This is a genomic window from Janthinobacterium sp. GW822-FHT07A03, from assembly GCF_058798815.1.
On sequence record NZ_JBXAKW010000001.1, the window covers coordinates 1,105,154 to 1,123,416 of the forward strand.

The following is an 18,263-nucleotide window of genomic DNA, read 5'->3' on the forward strand; positions in this document are numbered from 1 at the left end:
GTGAGCACAGCGCGCCGCATGCCGGTCACGCAGCCGGCAGAATCCTGAGTATCACGCAATTGCGGCCCGCATCCTTGGCCTGGTACAGCGCGGCATCGGCCAGGCGCAACAGGGCGTCCGGATCGGCGGCGCCCGGTGGTGGCTGGATAGCAATGCCGACGCTGATCGTCACCTGCTGGCCATCCGCACCTTCATGGCAGATGCCCAGGTCCTCGATGGCGCGCCGCAGCGCTTCGCCGGTCAGGCGCGCTTCGTCCGCGCCGGTATTCGGCAGCACGATGGAAAACTCTTCGCCGCCATAGCGTGCCGTCAGGTCGCCCGCGCGTCGCATGCCGGCCGCCAGCGCCTGCGCGACCCGGATCAGGCATGCATCTCCGGCCTGGTGGCCGTGCCGGTCGTTAAATAGCTTGAAGTAGTCGACGTCAAGCATGATGACGGCAAGCGGCTGGCCGACGCGTGTGGCGCGCGCGCATTCGGCGCGCAGCACGTCGTCGAAATGGCGCCGGTTCGCCAGGCCCGTCAGGCCGTCGGTGATGGACAAGGTCGCCAATTTGCGGTTGGCGTCTTCCAGCTGTTCCGTGCGTTCGGCAACGCGCCGTTCGAGGCTGTCATGCAGCCTGGCGCTGGAGATCGAGATCATCGCCTGTGCGCCGAGCATGCGCAGGAACTCTACGCGCTCCTGCGTGAAAGAGGCCTCGGCAAGCCGGTTTTCGAAGTACAGGATGCCGCCGGTCTGACCGCCGTGACGGATCGGCAGGCACATGACGGCACGCGGCCGCTGCAACTGCACGTAAGGGTCGGCGGCAAAGCGCGAGACGCCCGTGATGCTGTCCTCGATCACCTCGGCGCCAGTGCGAATCACGTAGCGCAGCAGCGACAGCGGGAACTGCGGGTCGCTGGCGGCGTTCAGGTCGAGCGGGCGCGCCTGCAGGACGGCGACGCCATCGCCATCGATATTGGCCTCGAGCTGATAGCTGCCTTCGGACAGCAGCAGCAGGCGCGCTACCTGCGCGCCGGCGTTTTCGCACACGATGGAAATAAGGCGCGTCAGCACGTTGCGCAGGCCCACTTCGTTCGACAGGATCTGCGACGCTTTCAGCAGCGACACCAGGTCGAGCGCGGCACCGCCGTGCGTGCCGCGGTCTTCCATCCTCGACAGCAGTGCGCCGTGGCGTGCCCGCAGCTGCGCCACCTTGCCCTGCGCGCCCCACTGGCCGTAATGCGCGATGGCGTCCCGGATGAAGACGCCGGCCACGCGCGCGTGGCCCTGGTCCGACCAGCATTCGCCGCACAGTTCATTGCCCAGCGCCTGCATGTTGGCGTAGCCCGCCAGGCCGGCCGCGTCGATCCCTTGCTGGTACAGGCGCGTGGCCAGTTGCAGGTCTTCCCGGTAGCGTGCCATCTCGGCCATCACCAGCAGATGTTTGGCATGGCTATTGTCCGAGCCCTGTCTGGCCCAGCCGGCGAGACTCGCCTGCAGCGTGCCGATCATGGCCAGTATTTCGCCCGCATCGGGGCGCGCAGGATCGCGCCGCAAGGCGCGGACCAGGATCAGCGCGGCGTAGAAGCTGCACTCGGCAACCTTGGCCTGGCCGCGCATGATCTGGGTGACGATGCCGAGCTGGCCGGCCAGCAGCTCGGCGTCGGCGACGTCGAACAGGTAGGCGTTGCGTATCTTCCCTTGCAAGAAGTAGGCGCGGTACAGCTGCGAGCCGCCATAGTGTTCGAGGAAGCGCGCCTCGCTGAAGGCACCGTCATCGTAGCTGTCGTGACGGGGCAGGAGTCCCATCAGGCTCTTGATCGGCTGGACTGCGGCGGCGACGCAGCAATCGGCCATCGCCTGCTGGCCGTTGGCGCGCATCAGCGCCAGGTCATGCTCGATGTCGTGGATCAGGTGCGGCAGGTAGTCGCCGAGGATGATACGGTCGGTGGCGCGCACGGCCGCCACCACGCCGACCTGCACGAAATCGGCGATTTCCAGCGCCCAGCCAAAGGCTTCCTCGTACAGGGCGTCGGAGCTGCGCAGCGGCTGCGTCCAGTGGTTGCTGAGCGCGCCGAACATCAGGCCCGTGAGCGTGCGCGTCTGCAGGTTGGCGCGGCGCCTGGCCAGCGCCATCGCCATCGCGCCGAAGCCATAGCCGCGCGCGACGTCGCCGCTGTACAGTGCCAGCATCATCGCGTAACCGACATAGGCGACAGCGCTGAAATCGCTGTTCCCCCGTTGCATGGACAGCCGCGTCATCGACACCACCATCAGCGCGCTGAGATCCTGCTGGCCGGCGTAATAGCTGGCCATCCACAAGCCCTGCATCATCTGCATCGCGGCCACGGCGTCCGGTTCGCACATGTCATCGGCCGCCAGCAGGGTGTCGGGCGCGTGCGCGCCGGGCTGGCGCCCGATGTCGGCGAGAATGTCGCTGAAGCGCGCCTTCATGTGCGCCACCTCGTGCGGGATGTCGATGTGCAGCAGGGCCAGGCCGTCGCGCTGCACGGCGATGGCGTCGAGCAGGCGACCCTGCAATTGATACTGGTGCGCCTGGATGGCGATGCAGCGCAGCTGCAGCAGGGGGCTCAGGGAGTGGGCGCGCACCAGCGGGTAGATCGCCTCGGCGGCATCGAACTGGCCGCACAGGTAGGCCGCTTCGGCCGCGCCCAGCTGCAGGTCGAGCCAGAGACCGGCGTGGACGCTCCATGCCTGCGCCGGCAGCAGCTCGAGACCTATGCGCATGTGCTCCAGCGTGGACTGGAACGCGGCGGAGCGCCGTGCCTTGACGCCGGCCTGGAGGTTGAGCGTCGCCAGCCGCAAGCGCTCCCCTGCATCTTTGATCAGCGCGCGACCGGCGTTGAACTGCTCGACGATCTCGAACAGTGCCTCGTCCTGACGCTCCGGCGCCGTATGCCGCAGCAGCAAGCGGCCGATGAGAAGATGATTTTCAGTGCGCGTAACCGCATCGGCGACCAGGTAGGCGGCTTGCTGCACCCGGTCGTGCAGGAAACGGTAAGCGACGCCGCTGTTGGCCGCGTCGCTGTCGCCACTGACGTACTTATAGCGTTCGTCGAGCGGCTGGATCAAGCCTGCCCTGAGCGCCGGCCACAGGTCTTGCTGCGTTTTCCGGGGGGCGCGGTCCGTTGCCAATGCGAGTGTGTCGAGCGTGAAGCGGTTGCCGCAGGAAGCGGCCAGTTGCAGCAGGTGCTGCGTCACCGCGGGCAGGCGGCGGATTTTCTCCAGCAGCACCTCGACCACGTTGTCGGTATATTTGGCCTGTTGTATCGCGGGCAGGTCCCAATCCCAGCAATCGCCCTCGGCCCGGTAGCGCAGATGGCCCGTCTCATTGAGCGAAGCGAGAAACTGGTTGAGGAAAAAGGGATTGCCGGCCGTCTTGCGGTAGCAAATGCTGGTCAACGGCGCGCAGTCGTGGGCCGCCACGCGCACGGTGGCCGAGACCATTTGCGCCACCTGCGGCTCGGTCAGTGCGCTCAGTAACAGCGTCGACAGGCGGACCTCGCGGGCGAGCAGCTTGTCGCGCAGCGCGATGAGCGGATGCGCGTCGCTCACTTCGTTGTCGCGATATGCGCCGATGAACAGCATGCAGCTCTTGTCGCAGGAGACCATCAGCAGTTCGATCATCCGCAACGTGGCCGCATCGGCCCATTGCAGGTCGTCGAGGAACAGCACCAGCGGATGCCCGGCGCAGGCGAACACTTCGACGAAGCGGGGGAAGAGGCGGTCCAGGCGCAGCTGGGCCTGTGCCGGGTCCGACGCGGGCACCGCGTCCGCGGGGCCGACGACCAACGCCAGTTGCGGAATCAGTTCGACCAGCATGCCGATGCCGCTGCCCAGCGCCTCGTGCAGCTTTGCGGACCACTGCCGCAGCGTTTCCTCGGGCTGGCCGAGCAGCTGGCGCACCAGCCCCTGGAAGGCCTGGATCAGCGAGGCATACGGCACGTCGCGCTGGAGCTGGTCGAATTTGCCGGACAGGAAGCAGCCGCGCCGGGCGATGATGGGCTTTTGCACTTCGTTGACAACCGCCGACTTGCCGATGCCCGAATGGCCGGCGACCAGCAGCATCTCGCACCTGCCCGCGGCGCTGCGTTCAAACGCCGCCAGCAGCGCGGCGATGGCGTCCTCGCGCCCGTGCAGCGTTTGCGGCACGAGGAAGCGGCCGTTGTGGTCGGACAGCTTGAGCGCCTGCGCCGGCTTTTGCGCGCGGCATGCTTCGAGGTCGCTGCGCAAGCCCTGCAAGCTCTGGTAGCGGTGATCGGCATTTTTTTCCAGCAGCCGCTGGATGATCGGCAGCAGCTGGCCAGGCAAGCTTGCCAGCGCCGGGTGCGACCAGTCGGGACTGCGCGCGATGTGGCAATGCACGAGTTCCATCTCGTCGCGCGTCTCGAACGGCGCCTGCCCGGCCAGCAATTCGTAGAAGGTGGCGCCCAGCGCATAGAAATCGGCGCGCCAATCGACGCGCCGGTTCATGCGCCCCGTCTGTTCCGGCGCCATGTAGCGCAGCGTGCCTTCCAGCGTCTGGAGATTGGCGATGCCGTGGCTTTCGTACGGCAGTTCGCAGGCGATGCCGAAATCGATCAGCTGCAGCAGGCGCCGTTCATCGTTCCACACCAGATTGGCGGGGTTGATGTCCTTGTGGATCACGCCCTGATGATGGACCGCCTCCAGCGCCGCGCACAGTTGCAGCGCGATGTCGAAGAAATCGTCCAGCGCCAGTGCGGGCTGCGACGGCGTCCTGCGCGCCGCCACCTGCGTGCGCAACACCTGGTCGAGCGCCTGGCCGCCACAATCTTCGACGATCATCGTCCAGCACCCGCCATGCAGCTGCAGTGCCAGCGGATGCACCACGCCCGGATGCCTGCAGCGGCGCGCGATCGCATACTCGCGCTTGAACTGCGCCAGTTGCTGAAAGGAGGGGAACTGCTGATTGGGCTTCTTGACGATCAGCGCCGTGCCGTCGGCGGCCCTGGCGCGGTAGACCCGCGAGCGGGCACCGCTGTGCAGCTGTTTGATGATCTCGTGGTCGAAAAGGGAGCGCATGGGCTAGCAGTACACAGACGGTTGCGGGAGCCTGAAGGCGCACATTTCGGAATGTTACTTGATTGTAAGTATTATATCAGTACGGAGGTGCGGGAGAGGAGGCGGAGCGATGGGTGTTGTTGTAAAAACGCCAGCGAGGCAGGCATTCCCGAATGTCGGAAACGAGCGCGCTGACAATCGCGGCAAGGCCGAATTAGTGCAGATGGCGGATGCGCGTGCCGGGAGGCGTGGTCAAAATGCCGGCAACCGACTGGCGCAGATGGCCCAAGCCCATCAGGCTGCGCTCGGTAGCGGCGTGCATGCCCATTATGCTTGCGGCCCGCCCGACTGGTCGCCGCCGGCTCTGACGCCGCCGTGCGGGTGCTTGGCCAGGCTGATGGCGCCGGCCAGCACGTCCTCGCTGGCCTGGATTGTCCTTTGCACGGCCATGGCCACGCCGCCAGCGGCGCCGGCCTTGGCGTTCACGTCGCCATTCAGGGCCGTGGCGCCGTTGACTGTCGCCGCTTGCTCGACAAGCAGATTGCCCGTGACGGTCAGGTCGCCCGTGCAAATGGTGCTCGGCGCGTTCGACGTGACCTTGGTGGTGGTGATGGTGGCGGTGCCGCCGAGGAGCACTGCCGTCAGGGTATGGGCCGCATGGTCGTACTGCACCACGGCGCCGTCGGGGTAGTGCGTGGTGTGGATGCTGTCGTTGGTGTCGGGCGCGTCAAATGCCTGCGAGTACAGCGCCGGCAGGATGATGTCGCGCGTCAGGTCGCCGCCTGGGGAAAAGACGATCACCTGTTCGCCGACTGTGGGCGCCGACCAGGTGCGCGTGCTGCCGGCGCGCAGTGTGGCCCAGTTCAGCCATTCGGTGGTGAGTTTGGGACCGAGTTTGACGCGCGCCTTGGCCCCTTTGACCTGGGCGATGGTACTCAGGCGGATCAGGTTTTGCAGCAAGCGGAGGAGGTCGGACAGGTCGGCGTTCATGCAATGCATGTTGCCGAAGTCCGCGTGCGGATGCACGCGGGGGCAGGTTGATATCCAACTTAATATCCACGGCTAAGACGTAATGATTCTGGCATGCTACTTACGTATCTCGGCAAGTCCATTGGCGTCGAAATATGATATTGGATTTCCAAGTACGTAAGCATAGGTATTCGTCCCGCCCTCCAATCCAACCGGATCGCTCTGTAATAGGCGACGATAGGATACGGGCGAGATACGGACAAGATACGACAGGATACGAACAGGATACGAACAGGATACGAACAGGATACGGCCGACGTCAAATGGTGTTGACGCGGCCACTCTTGCCTTATTGCTCCGTTCGCGTAGTTGGCCACCTACGAGAAATCGACAAAGATTCGCTTATGGCGACATGTAGTACGAATACGCTATCACTCGTCGATTTGAATCGAGACTCACTGCCCAAGCCTCATCCACTGGAGACAGTTTGTTTTCGAACCACAGGCGCTCAATACAAGGTTCTGTACAGTCATCATTGGCATACCGACGATAGACCACGCCACGGGGCTGACGCCTTGTCGGGGTGCCAAATTTCGCTATCACCTGCTCTTCAGTGTCACCTTTACTCAGCGTACTAAAAGCCTCACGCCCCTTATGTGAAACATATGAGCATGATGAGAAATAAATGGCGGGGAGAATCAAAGCACCTACCGACAAAATTTTTGTCCAAAATTTGCGTTTCATATGCGTCACCACCCCCCTAACCGCCGTACCAAGCCCGGCGGAATTGGGCCTCCCTGAGGGATGAAGAAAGTAACCGCTCCAGGGCGCTGCTGTACATCTCTGGCGACGCCACCTGGAAACGGAATGCCACCTGTGGCAACTCCCGCAGCATTTAAAAGTTGATTGACCCTAACTGCACAATTATCAAGAAGTCCAATTCCGTTTACATCATTGTTTCTGACAAACTGAGCTGCCAAGGCATCTTGCGTAGCGCTGGTTGATATAACCGTGACCTGCTGCGCGCGCGCAGAGGATTCGCGAGTGAGGTAGGCGGAAGTAGAGCTTCCGGCCGCTGTGTTGTTCCCGTAACTGGCCATGCCGAAACCTTGGATCGAAGCCGCTGTGTGCCCAAATACATTTGAGCTCCCGTCACGCACACCGCCAGTTATAACCATGATATCAAGCCCCGTTGGGTCCACGGCCATAAGAGGATTACCGCCAACGTAGGCATAGGTGTTGATACCGCCGGCAAGTCCAATTGGATCGCTCTGCAAGTACCGCCCCAACGAGGCATCATAGTAACGGTTCCAGTTGTACCACAAGCCCGACTCGGTATCGTAATACTGCCCCGGGAAACCGACATGCATGCCGCCGATATTGTCGACAATGACGGTGCGGTCGAATGCAGCGTTGGCGGCGCGCCAGGCGACGCCCCCGGTACTGTTGGTCAGCACTTCCGGCCGGCCCAGTTTGTCGTTATGGCTGGCGTAGAACCAGCCGCCGCGTAAGATTCCTAGCAATTCGGTGCCCAGCCAGATATAGCTGGTGTTCAACATGCCTTCTTCTAGCAGTAATTGGCCATCGGGACCATAGACGCTGAGTACGCCGCCTGACTGGGTATTTTTATACATGCGCTGATTCAGCGCGTTGCAATAGTAGTTGCCAACGGCCGTGCCATTGGTGCTCACCGACGCCATGCGGTTCATGGCATCGTAGGTATACGAGCGTGTGCCGTCATGGCGTGATTCGCTTGTTAGATTGCCGACCGCATCGTAGGCAAAGTTGCGCCACTGGCCATTGCCGCTCCAGGACGACAGGCGGTTGCTAGCTGAATCCGTCAGCAAACTATATCCGGTGCCGTAGCGATCATGTCCAGTTCGGTTGCCGGCGGTATCCCACCAAAATGCCTGCACGTCATTGGCGCGCGATACTGCAGCCACCCGATCCACCGCATCGTAGTTGACTGACTGCGTCATTGCCGGGTTGGCATAGTCGTACATGATGCTCATCTGGTCTGTGCTGTTATACACATAGGCTGTATTTTGTGCTCCGCCATATACATTGCTAACCTGGCCATCGGCGTTGAACCGTATAGAGCGTGGGACATTGTTGCCGAAGCGCCAGGCGTACAGTGCGCCACCCGCTGGCTGATAGAGGAAGTTATCGGCCAGCGTATTCCATGGTGCCCCGAGATTGCTCGTCACGCTAGTAACGCGGCCAATGCCGTCGTATTTATAATTGAGAACAAGACCGCGAGGATACGTCATGCTTGTCAAGCGGCCTGCCGCATCGTAGGACCAGCTCGTTGTAAACAAATTGCCCCAGATATTGTTGGATTGGCTAAGCAGGTTGCCACTGGCATTGTAGGCATACTTCGTCTCACCGGTTCCATCCGTAAAACTGGTCAACCGCCCCTTGCCATATTGACCCTCGTCATAGTTAAAGGTTTCAGTGATGCCTCCACTGATACGTGCCCGCTTGCGACCCAAGCTATCCCAGTAATACAAAATGGTCTTCCCATCTGCTTTGGTTTCGGAACTGAGACGACCGGCACTGTCGTAACTAAACGTAGTGGTGCCCGTATCCGGGCTGACAATTGAGGTGACTTGGCCAAAACCGTTATAGGTATAACGCGTTTGCAGCGGCCGGGGATCGGTCACCGATGCCAGGTTGCCCTGCGCATCATATTCCAGGAAGGTTACGGCGCCATCGTGCGTTGTGCTGCTGGTTAAACGATCAACCGCATCATACTGATAAGAAGTAGTACGGCCCAACGCATCGGTGCTACTGGTCAGATTGCCATTGTTGTCGTAGCGTTTTTCGACCCGTTGGCCATTGTTGCCCAACTGCGTGTACGGGCGGCCCAATGAATCGAGGACGGTGGTACTGCTAAATTCTGTCGTACCCACTGCGACTGGCACTGTGCCATTGATGTCGGCATAGTGCCTGGGAGAGCTGCTGGTCATGCTGTTGCCGGCCACGTCGACAGCCAAGTTTGCGTATTCATTGAGCGCATTTCCTACCTGTTTCAAGCGTCCCGCTGCGTTGTATTGGTAGCGCAGCACGCTGCCATCCGGACTGCTAATCGTGCTGATCTGGCGGTCATGGTTATAGGTATAGGTAGTGGCGCGTCCATTCGTGCTTTGTGACAACATATTGCCACGTGGATCGTAAGTGTAGCTGGTCGTGACGCCATTGACGTCGACATAGGTCATCGGTAAGCCGAGGCCATTGTAATCGCCCCAGGTTTCCACTTGTCCCAGGGGATTCGTACGTGAAATCAGGTTCCCGGACAAATCGTATGCCGATGTATATGTTGCTGCGCCTGAGGGCAGCGACTCGCTGGCTGTGCGACTGGCAATAGCTTCGTTGCCATGGAAACTATAAGCATATTGCGTCACACGTTGGCTGCCGCTGAGAACATCCGAGAACGTCGTACTTTCAAGCTTGCCCGTCGCCAGTCCTGAATTTACATAGGTGTATTGAATGCGTGCATAGACTTGGTTGGTCGAATCGAGAAACTCGGTTTGGTTGATATTGTCGCCACCCCAGCTATTGCGAGTGGTCGATGCAGCGGAGGTGCCCGTGGCAGTAGTCTTTTGCAACAGCTTTCCATCAGCACTGTAGCGATAGGATGTCACTACGCCATTCCAGTCTGTCGTGGTACTTAAATATCCGTTGGCGTCATAGCTGCTGGCAGCAGCTGCGGCGCTGCAGGTAGTGCTTCCTGCCCGGGAAATGCTGGTATTTTTGAGTTCACCGTTTATGTTGGAAAAAGCATGGCGTGTCACGTCGCCCTTGGCGGTAGTGACCGTGGTTCCCGACGCATCGTAAACGAAGGTATCGACTTCCTCACCGCCGGCCAAACCGCTTTGCTGCACCCGTTTGTCGGGATAGTAGCTATAGGTGCTATAGCGCTCTCCATTGATCGAAATGCCAGTGAGCAAGGTTGGATCGGCATTTTCATAGTGGTACTGTCGAATGTCTGGCGAACTACCCGGCGATGTCACTTTCGTCAGAAGACCCGAAGCATTATATTCGTAGCTCCATAGGCTGCCTGCCGAGTCGCGCACGGTGGCAACTAAGCCATTATTTCCATAGGTGAATTGGATATTTTGGCCTACGTGATTGGATATTTTGCTGACGCGATTAACGCCGTTGTACTCATAAAAAATACCTACGCCGACGAGATTGACAATGCTAAGAATGCGCCCACCCGTATCATAGGAGTAAATGAGTTTTCCTTTGAACAGAGTCCAGCCATCCGATGTATATTGCAATTCACCTACCGTATCGGTGCCACCTGGCGTGTAGATATAGGTACCTTCCTCTCCGACATCACGCTTGTAACGATGCGTGAACTGTTTTCCGCTCGAGTCAATGACCGTCGCTGACTGCGGAATGCACATCGAATCCATCCTGATGCAACCCGCAGTGTTGGCGATAATCCGCGGAACATCATATTTAGACAGCCAATTTTTCCCGAAAAATGTACCGGTTGCTTGGCGGCTGCGATAGGTCCGTGCCAAGCTAAGCCCGTACTCGCCATGGGAAAAAAATCCGTTTCTGTCTTGTGCTTTTCCCCTGTAGCTATTACAACTGGATTATTAGTCGATTGTGGGGCGCCGGATAGGCAGTCTTTATCTATATTCGAGTTACTCTCATATGTAGGAGCTGCTTTCGGCGAGCCACCTTGACCACCGTCGCCGGGCTTGGCTCCACCAAATCCATAGTCAATTGGACTAGGCGTATATTCAGTCTTGCAAAATTGCGTGCCATCCTCTCGATAAGCCCATTTTTTTCCAGGACCACACTCATGTATCTCTACAGTGCTGTCGGCGTTGGCAGGTGAAGGTGCTATCGAGAGGAAACTGGCTATGAAAATGAGGAGACTGCTTACGGAATAATATTTCACTATTTCTCCTGAGAAATTTATATAAAATATATTATTAAAAATAATATTACCATTTTGAATTGTTTCTTGGTAACAATTTTTCTGATGTCGGTTTGCACCTATTCATCGCTTTTTTCCCCCCGACCTGATGTGCTGTAATAGTGATTCGCGTATCAACGTCCGATCCTGTTCACTCAAGCCCAGCAGCGGCCGCTCCGGGTACTTGTAGACGGGGCCGTTTTTGGTGACGTGATCTTGCCGGCCAAACTGATGCACATGCGCCACGCGCGCCACCCATCCAAAAAAGCCGACCTCGATCTGGTCGTCGGTCGCCTTTACTTTCAGGTGTTTTGAGGTGCGGATCTTGGCGAACGCCGCCGCCTTCTGCCGCTTGATCCTCCCATTCTTCCCGTTGAATTCCTCGCGCGGCCTGCGCGCCGGGTAGGCCGTCCCATCCGGCCCTTGCTGCGCCTTGATGCGCTGCGCCTCGCTGCGGCGCAGGTCGATGGCCCCCTTGTGATTGATGGCGCGGCGCTGAGCAGGCCGCCGTTTGTCCACCAGGGCGCCGGCCCAGGTTGCCAAAGTGTGCAGGTCGTCGCTCATGGCCTGGCGTCGGGCGTGCGCCATCCGGCCAGTGGGGTGTCGCCGTCGTACAGCTTCCAGAACTCGTCCGCCTAGGCCGGCATGTGCTGGATTTCGGCCAGGTACTTGATGTCCAGGCGGCCCGCCTCGCCGGCCTTGACGGCCGCGCGCTCGGTCAGGTTCAGCTTGATCGAGATATCGACCGTTTCGAGGTGATTGAAGTCCGCCTCGAAGACAATGCTGTGCTCACTGCATGCCATTTGAACAGGTCGGGTCGAGCATGGCCATGCAGGGCTGAGCCAGCGATTACATTGCGTGCGGCGCCGCCCGGTCCGATCACGCCAGTCCGCAGGCGCTATCCAGAATGACTTCCATTCGGCACAGAATGGCGTTATGAGCATCACCTGTGCTAGAATCTCGCCGCGCTGCCCGGATGGTGAAACTGGTAGACACTGGAGACTTAAAATCTCCCGCCTGTAAGGGCGTGCCGGTTCGATTCCGGCTCCGGGCACCAGCGCACAGAATTCGGTAGTATAGAAAATAGAAAAGCCACTAAGCCCAATGCATTCAACGGGTTAGTGGCTTTTTTTGCGTCCCGCCATTTCCCGTATTCCTGATTAAATCCGACAAAATCAGTTGCGATTACGCGCGGGTTTCTGGCAGCAACTTAGGCGCCGTGTCGGGGGCGGACCGTCCCCAACACGAGCGAGGCCGGGTTTTATTGTCACCAATCAAGCATCAAAATGTCGCCTTGAACTGCACCCCATACGTGCGCGGTTCGTTGATGATGCCCGTCAGGTTATCGAAATCGATCGCGCCCAGCGACTGGATCTGGTTGGTGATGTTGCGGCCGTAGGCGGAGAGTTCGTATTTGTCCCATTTGTAGCCGACGCGCAAGCCGCCTTCGAGCAGTTCCTTGGCCTTGTATTCCTTTGCTTCATACAGGAAGAAGTTGTAGCTGGTGCGGTAGGCCCAGTCCGTGTAGGCGTAGAACTCGCCATTGGCGAGGGGAATGCTGTATTTCAGGGTGAAGTTGGTTTGCCACTCCGGCGCGCGCGGCAGCGGGTTGCCGTCGATGTAGGCCGTGCCCTTGAACGGACCCAGCGGATCGGTGACGGTGCAGCCGCTGGCCGGGTTGTTTTGCGCGTTGCCGCAACTTTGCACGAACAGCTTCTTGTCCTGGATTTCCGTGTGGTTGTAGCTGCCGCCCAGGGTCATGCTGAGCGAATCGCTGAGATTTGCCTGGAAATCGAGTTCCACGCCGCGGCCCGTGGCCTTGTCGGCGTTGATCAGCTGGTTCATGTTGACGGCGCCGCTGCCGGCCGTCAGTTGCTTGTCCTTCACGCGGTACTGGAACACGGCCAGGCTCAGGCGCGCGCGCTTGTCGAACAGGTCCTGCTTGATGCCCGCCTCGACGGACAGCGCTTTCTCGGCGCCCGCAAACGAAGGGCGGTCGGCCAGGCCGTTCAGGCGGCCCTGCATCGACGGCGCGCGGTAGCCGGTGGCGATGCGCGCGTAGGCATTCGTTGCCGGCGTCAGCACATAGGTGCCGCTCAGGTCCCAGCTGACGTTGTGCGAGGTGTCGTGCAGGTTGAATGGGCCGGCCGTGGTCGCTTCTACCCGCTTGGCCGAGAAATCCTTCTTGTCGCTCGTGTAGCGCAGGCCGGCGCGCAGTTTGAGGGCGTCCGAGACCGTGTAGTTGAGCGAGCCGAACGCCGCGTACGACTTCGAACTCTGGTTTTGCGTGGCATAGGCGCTGTTTTGCGGATTGCCGGGAGCCAGGCTGTCAAAGCTGATGCTGTCGATCTGGATGTCTTCCTTGAAGTAGAACAGGCCGCCTATCCATTGCAGCGGGCCGCGGGCGCTCGATTCGGCGCGGAATTCCTGCGAAATCTGCTTGTGGTTGGGGATCACGTCGGCCGTTTCCACGACAAACGGGATGAAGCCCGGGCCCATCGGCGGCGCGTACACGGCGCCATAGCCGCCGTCGACGTCGGCGCGGCTGTAGAAATCGAGTTTTTCATAGCCGGTGATCGAATGCAGGGTCACGCCGGGCAAGTCCCATTTCAGGCGCATGCTGGCGCCCTTGGTTTTCAGGTGCTGGCGGTTGATGCCATCGGTGGGGTAGTTGTCATAATCAAAGCCGTCGACCAGGTCGTTCGTGCCCTGTTTCAGGATATTCGCGCGGAACAGGGTGGCCGTGCCGTCGAGGTTGCGCGCATGCACGTTGAACAGGGCCGTGAAATCGCGCGTGGGCTTGACCAGCACCTGCAGGCGGGCGGCGCTGTCTTCATAGCCTTCGAAGTCGCGCGTGCCGGTGGGGCGCGGGTTGTGCACGCGGTCGTCGCGGCGCTGCGTCTGGCCGGAAAAGCGCAGGGCCACCGTGTCGCTGACGGGCACGTTGAACGCGCCTTCCAGGTTCTTCATGCCATCCTTGCCGAAACCGCCGCTCAGGTAGCCTTCCGTCTTGAAGACGGGCTTGGCGGAATCGAACTTGATCACGCCGGCCGGCGAGTTGCGGCCGAACAAGGTGCCTTGCGGCCCGCGCAGCACCTCCACCTGATCCACGTCAAACACGGGAAAACCTTTCAGCATGGCGTTTTCCTGCACCACGTCATCCATCACCAGGCCCACCGGCTGCGAGGCGTTGAGGTCGAAGTCGGTATTGCCCAGGCCGCGAATGTAGAAGCGGGGGAAGGTGCGGCCGTAGTCCGATTCGACGGATACGCTGGGCGAGCGGCTGTTGAGGAAGCGGATGTCGGCGCCGCCGGCCGTCAGCGTGTCGAGCTTGTCACCTTTCAGGGTGGCGATGGACATGGGCACGTCCTTGATGTTTTCCGCGCGCCGCTGCGCCGTCACGATCACCGTTTCCAGCTGACCAGGACCAGTCTGTGCCGACGCAGCGGCAGGCGCGTCGGCGGCTGGCGCCGGGACGCTGTCCTGGGCCTGCGCCATCGCCTGCAACGGAAAGGCGGCGGCGATTGCCAGGGCAATCAGGGTGTGACGTACTGTGCTGGCATGCGGTGTCATCATGAAACGGCTCCTGTCGGTCAAGGTTGTTCGAAAGGTCCAGGCAGGCGCGAGTCCGCTAGACGAAAAATCATGCTAGCACGGAAAATCTTAGTATTCATGCCATTTCCCAGCTGCCGCTATTCATATCCGTTTCGACTTAATACGCGAATAAAATCGTATTTGTCGTCAATATCGGGCGGGTGCATAGTGGGGTGCCGGCAGGCCTGCGCGGGCGCAAGAGAGGCGGGACAGGACGATGGGATTTCCTGCGGCTGCGCAAAAAAGCGTGCGCCATTTGGGTGTAGTGCCGGGATCCTGGCGCCAGAAATACAACAGTTGCCGCGGATTTTTATGCGAAGGGCGTGTTGTTGCAACGCGACAGGGGAGGCCGGCTGCGGCTCTCCCCTGTGCGGTTGAAGCGGGGCATGCGTGGCCGCATGCCTCTATTTGCTTAAAACTCTTCCCAATCGCCGGCCGTCACGGCTTCCGCTTGCACCGCGCGCTGTTTCGCGGGCGCTGCCTGGCGCTTGGCGGGACTGCTGGCGGGCGCCGGTACCAGGCGCAGCGGCTTGGCGCTGGCGCGTGCCGGGGCTGGCGCGTGCGCCGCCACATGGCTGTCGTGCGTCTTGAAGATGCTCACGGTTTGCACCAGATGGCTGGCCTGGTCGCGCAGCGATTCGGCCGCCGCCGCCGCTTCTTCCACCAGCGAGGCGTTTTGCTGCGTGACGCTGTCCATCTGGGCCACCGCCTGATTGATCTGCTCGATGCCGGTGGACTGTTCCTGGCTGGCCATCGTGATGTCAGCGATGATGTTGCTGACACGGGCGACGCTGGCGACCACTTCCGACATAGTCGTGCCCGCCTGCGCCGCCAGCCTGGCACCCGCATCGACGCGGCTGACGGAGTCGTCGATCAGGGTCTTGATTTCCTTGGCCGCGCTGGCGCTGCGCTGGGCCAGGCCGCGCACTTCGGTGGCCACGACGGCGAAGCCGCGGCCCTGTTCGCCGGCACGTGCCGCTTCCACGGCCGCATTCAGGGCCAGGATGTTGGTCTGGAAGGCGATGCCGTCGATGACGCTGATGATGTCGACAATCTTGCGCGACGATTCGCTGATCAGGTCCATGGTGCCCATCACTTGCCCCACCACGGCGCCGCCCTTGCTGGCGACGTCCGATGCCGTCGTGGCCAGCACATTGGCTTCGCGGGCGTTTTCCGCATTCTTGCGCACGGTGCTGGTGAGTTCTTCCATCGAGGAAGCGGTTTCTTCCAGTGAACTGGCTTGCTGTTCCGTGCGCAGAGACAGGTCGCTGTTGCCGGTGGAAATCTCCTCGGCGGCAAGGGCGACCGTGTCGGAATCCTGGCGCACGGACGAGACTACCGAGGTGAGCGAGACTTGCATGCGCTGCAGCGCCGACAGCACGCTGGCGCTATCGTGCGGTGCAACGTTGAGTTTGCCTGTCAGGTCGCCAGCGGCCAGCAGACTGACGGCGTCGCACAGCTGCTTCGGTTCGGCGCCCAGCGCCTTGAGCAGGCTGCGCGTGATGAGCCAGCCCGCCAGGGCCGCCAGCACGATGGACAGCAAGCTGGCGCCGATGAGGATATTCCTGTTGAGAATGTAGCGCTCGTTGTCTTCCTGCAGGATGACGGCGGAGCGCTGGTCCGTCAGGGCGAAATATTCATCGCTGGCGGCGACGAGGGCGGCCAGCAGCGGGCGGCACTCCTCGTTCATCTTGGCGATGGCCTGGTCGCTCTTCTTTTGCAGCGCCAGGTCCACGATGGCCAGCGCCACGGGGGCATAGCGTTTTTCGATGCCGTCGATCTTGTTGATGACGCCGCGCACCTCGTCCGACACCCCGGGCTCCTGCGCCAGCTGCAGCAGATGCTGCATGTTCCTGGCGACATCGGCGTGTGCCTGCAAGACGTGCTTGCGTTCGATGTCCAGGTCTTCCGGCTTGGTGACGAGCACCAGGTTCCTGGCCGCCACGGCACGCATGTCGATCGCGTCACGCACGCGGTGCGCCGTATTGGCGCGGGCCATGATGCCGTTGACATACCGGTCAAAGCCGGCATTGAAGGTGGAAAAACTGCGCACGGACAGCACCGAGATGCCGATGAGGAAAAAGACCAGCAGGCCGAAAGCCAGAGTGAGCTGGGTGCGAACGGTGAATTTATCCATGATGTCTCTCCCAAGATACGTGGTGACGATTAGAAAGGGGGGCTTGCGTGGGACGGGTGGCAGGCGGCTTGCCTGGCAGCGGGTCGTGCCCTGCGCAGTGCTTCTCTATCCAAAACACGGATTCGTGGTGTGAGGATCGTTTTACTTAAAAAACCGATTTCAATAATTTATTTGTTTTATTTATTAAATTCATTGTTGCACAAAAAATTCAGTAAATCAATGAGATTTTGCGTGCCAAAAAACAACTTTTCGGCACGTAACGCTGGCTCCTGCGCCGCAGCATCGGGCGCGGGAAAAGCGTCCGGGAAGAGGCTCAGCCGGGAATCGGCGTGCCCTGGTGAAAAAACATTTGCCAGCGGCCATCGCGCCATTTCCACAGCGAACTGCGCAAGCTGGCGCTGGCGGGCAGGGCGGCGCTGGCGTGGCGTTGCGAGCGGTAGGTAACCAGGGCCACATCGTCGGCCAGCCGGCGGGCCTGGAAATCGCTGATGCTGCGCGGGCAAAAGTCTTCCGCCGGCAAGTCCGCCAGGGTCGCCGCGCGCGTCCAGAGATTGCCCGAGCTGCCGAACTCGACGAAGTCGTCGGCCAGCAATGCTGCCAGCCTGCCGCTGTCGGCGCGCACGGCCTGGCTTTGCAGCGCCGCTTCCAGCGCCTGCAGGTGCGCCGCCAGGCTGTCCGGCGTATTATGCTGCGCGTCGTCCATTGCCAACATATTCAGATCAGATGGGAAACGCGCCCGCGCCCGATACATTCAGGCAGGCGACCTTGTCGCTGGAAAAGTACTTGATTTGTCCCAGGCCGATGGCGTAGCAGCCGTCGCTGAGCGGGGAAATGGGGCCGGTGAGTTTTTCACCGCTGATCAGGGTCACCACCCACGGCGTGGTGGCCGGTTTGCCCGCGTGGGCCAGTGCGTGTTGTACCAGGTCCGACATGCTGCCTCCGATGGAAATCAAAACCCGATGATAGCAGTGTCCAGTGCCGGATAGCCGCTGGTTTGCCGATACGAAGGGCGGGCCTTTACGCGTCGGCCAGCAGGTTCTTTGGCAGCGCCACCGACACCAGCTTCCAGCGCCACAGGCCGTCGCGCGTCAGGGTCAGTTCGCCGATATGGCTCTTGCTGTGGGCGCGCTGGACCACGACGCTGTTCCAGGAGGTGTAGCGCAGTTTGTAGTCGGGCTTGGGGTTGCGCTTGCGGCCGCTGATGTCGCTGACCTTGGCGATCGGCTTTTCGTAGCGGTCATTGAGCTTCATCAAGGCGACGATGCCTTCGGGCATCAGCATGGTGTCGAGCAAGGGATCGATGACGTCGGGGCTGATGTCGTCGGCCACTTCCGGCGCCGAGAACAGGGCATGCAGTTGCTGCCCCAGGCTGCCGCGCAACTGGGTCAGGTCGATCTGCGCGGCCAGCGCCTGCGTATCCTCGTCCATGGTGGCCGTGTGGATCTTGTCCATGGTGAAATACGGGCTGCCATAGAAGACGCCGGCCAGCGCGACCAGTGCCACTACAGCGAGAAACATCATTCTTTTCATCGTGCAATCTCTCGGATGCCTGGCGACCCGGTGCGCCTGAAGCGTTGGTATTCTACATAATATTTCCAGAAATC

The 18,263-nt window shown here is 60.7% G+C and carries 11 protein-coding genes and 1 tRNA gene; 1 reads left to right on the forward strand and 11 read right to left on the reverse strand.

Annotation, left to right across the window (positions count from 1 at the left end; all coding sequences use genetic code 11):
• Nucleotides 1–25 precede the first annotated feature (25 nt).
• From AC1RJW_RS05050 to AC1RJW_RS05075, 6 genes are all read right to left on the reverse strand, one after another.
• Complete coding sequence (locus tag AC1RJW_RS05050; RefSeq protein ID WP_493043948.1) at nt 26–5,044, reverse strand: diguanylate cyclase domain-containing protein; 5,019 nt, start codon at nt 5,042–5,044, stop codon at nt 26–28.
• Nucleotides 5,045–5,350: 306 nt separating this feature from the next.
• Nucleotides 5,351–6,013, reverse strand: a complete 663-nt coding sequence (locus AC1RJW_RS05055) for a phage baseplate assembly protein V (RefSeq protein WP_493043950.1) — start codon at nt 6,011–6,013, stop codon at nt 5,351–5,353.
• A 96-nt stretch (nt 6,014–6,109) separates the two neighbouring features.
• Nucleotides 6,110–6,334 carry an RHS repeat-associated core domain-containing protein gene (locus AC1RJW_RS05060; RefSeq protein WP_493043952.1) on the reverse strand — a complete coding sequence of 75 codons (225 nt, stop codon included), beginning with the start codon at nt 6,332–6,334 and terminating at the stop codon, nt 6,110–6,112.
• A gap of 407 nt (nt 6,335–6,741) precedes the next feature.
• Nucleotides 6,742–10,524, reverse strand: a complete 3,783-nt coding sequence (locus AC1RJW_RS05065; protein WP_493043954.1) for an RHS repeat-associated core domain-containing protein — start codon at nt 10,522–10,524, stop codon at nt 6,742–6,744.
• A gap of 488 nt (nt 10,525–11,012) precedes the next feature.
• The gene (locus AC1RJW_RS05070; protein WP_493043956.1) at nt 11,013–11,492 is read right to left on the reverse strand and encodes a phage virion morphogenesis protein; all 480 of its coding nucleotides are present in this window, start codon (nt 11,490–11,492) and stop codon (nt 11,013–11,015) included.
• Nucleotides 11,493–11,563: 71 nt separating this feature from the next.
• A complete protein-coding gene (locus AC1RJW_RS05075; RefSeq protein ID WP_493043958.1) occupies nt 11,564–11,731 on the reverse strand; it encodes a phage tail protein in 168 nt (55 codons plus the stop codon).
• A 167-nt stretch (nt 11,732–11,898) separates the two neighbouring features.
• Here AC1RJW_RS05075 and AC1RJW_RS05080 point away from each other — a divergent pair.
• Nucleotides 11,899–11,985, forward strand: a tRNA-Leu gene (locus AC1RJW_RS05080).
• 224 nt (nt 11,986–12,209) lie between these two features.
• Here AC1RJW_RS05080 and AC1RJW_RS05085 read toward each other — a convergent pair.
• The 5 genes from AC1RJW_RS05085 to AC1RJW_RS05105 form a co-directional block, all read right to left on the reverse strand.
• The gene (locus AC1RJW_RS05085; protein WP_493044208.1) at nt 12,210–14,501 is read right to left on the reverse strand and encodes a TonB-dependent receptor; all 2,292 of its coding nucleotides are present in this window, start codon (nt 14,499–14,501) and stop codon (nt 12,210–12,212) included.
• Nucleotides 14,502–14,934: 433 nt separating this feature from the next.
• On the reverse strand, nt 14,935–16,659 hold the full coding sequence (locus AC1RJW_RS05090) for a methyl-accepting chemotaxis protein (protein WP_493043960.1): 1,725 nt from the start codon (nt 16,657–16,659) through the stop codon (nt 14,935–14,937).
• 313 nt (nt 16,660–16,972) lie between these two features.
• The gene (locus AC1RJW_RS05095) at nt 16,973–17,371 is read right to left on the reverse strand and encodes a nuclear transport factor 2 family protein (RefSeq protein WP_493043962.1); all 399 of its coding nucleotides are present in this window, start codon (nt 17,369–17,371) and stop codon (nt 16,973–16,975) included.
• Between the two features lie 7 nt (nt 17,372–17,378).
• Nucleotides 17,379–17,591, reverse strand: a complete 213-nt coding sequence (locus AC1RJW_RS05100; RefSeq protein ID WP_010399127.1) for a hypothetical protein — start codon at nt 17,589–17,591, stop codon at nt 17,379–17,381.
• An 85-nt stretch (nt 17,592–17,676) separates the two neighbouring features.
• On the reverse strand, nt 17,677–18,180 hold the full coding sequence (locus AC1RJW_RS05105; RefSeq protein ID WP_493043965.1) for a DUF2939 domain-containing protein: 504 nt from the start codon (nt 18,178–18,180) through the stop codon (nt 17,677–17,679).
• Between the last annotated feature and the right edge of the window lie 83 nt (nt 18,181–18,263).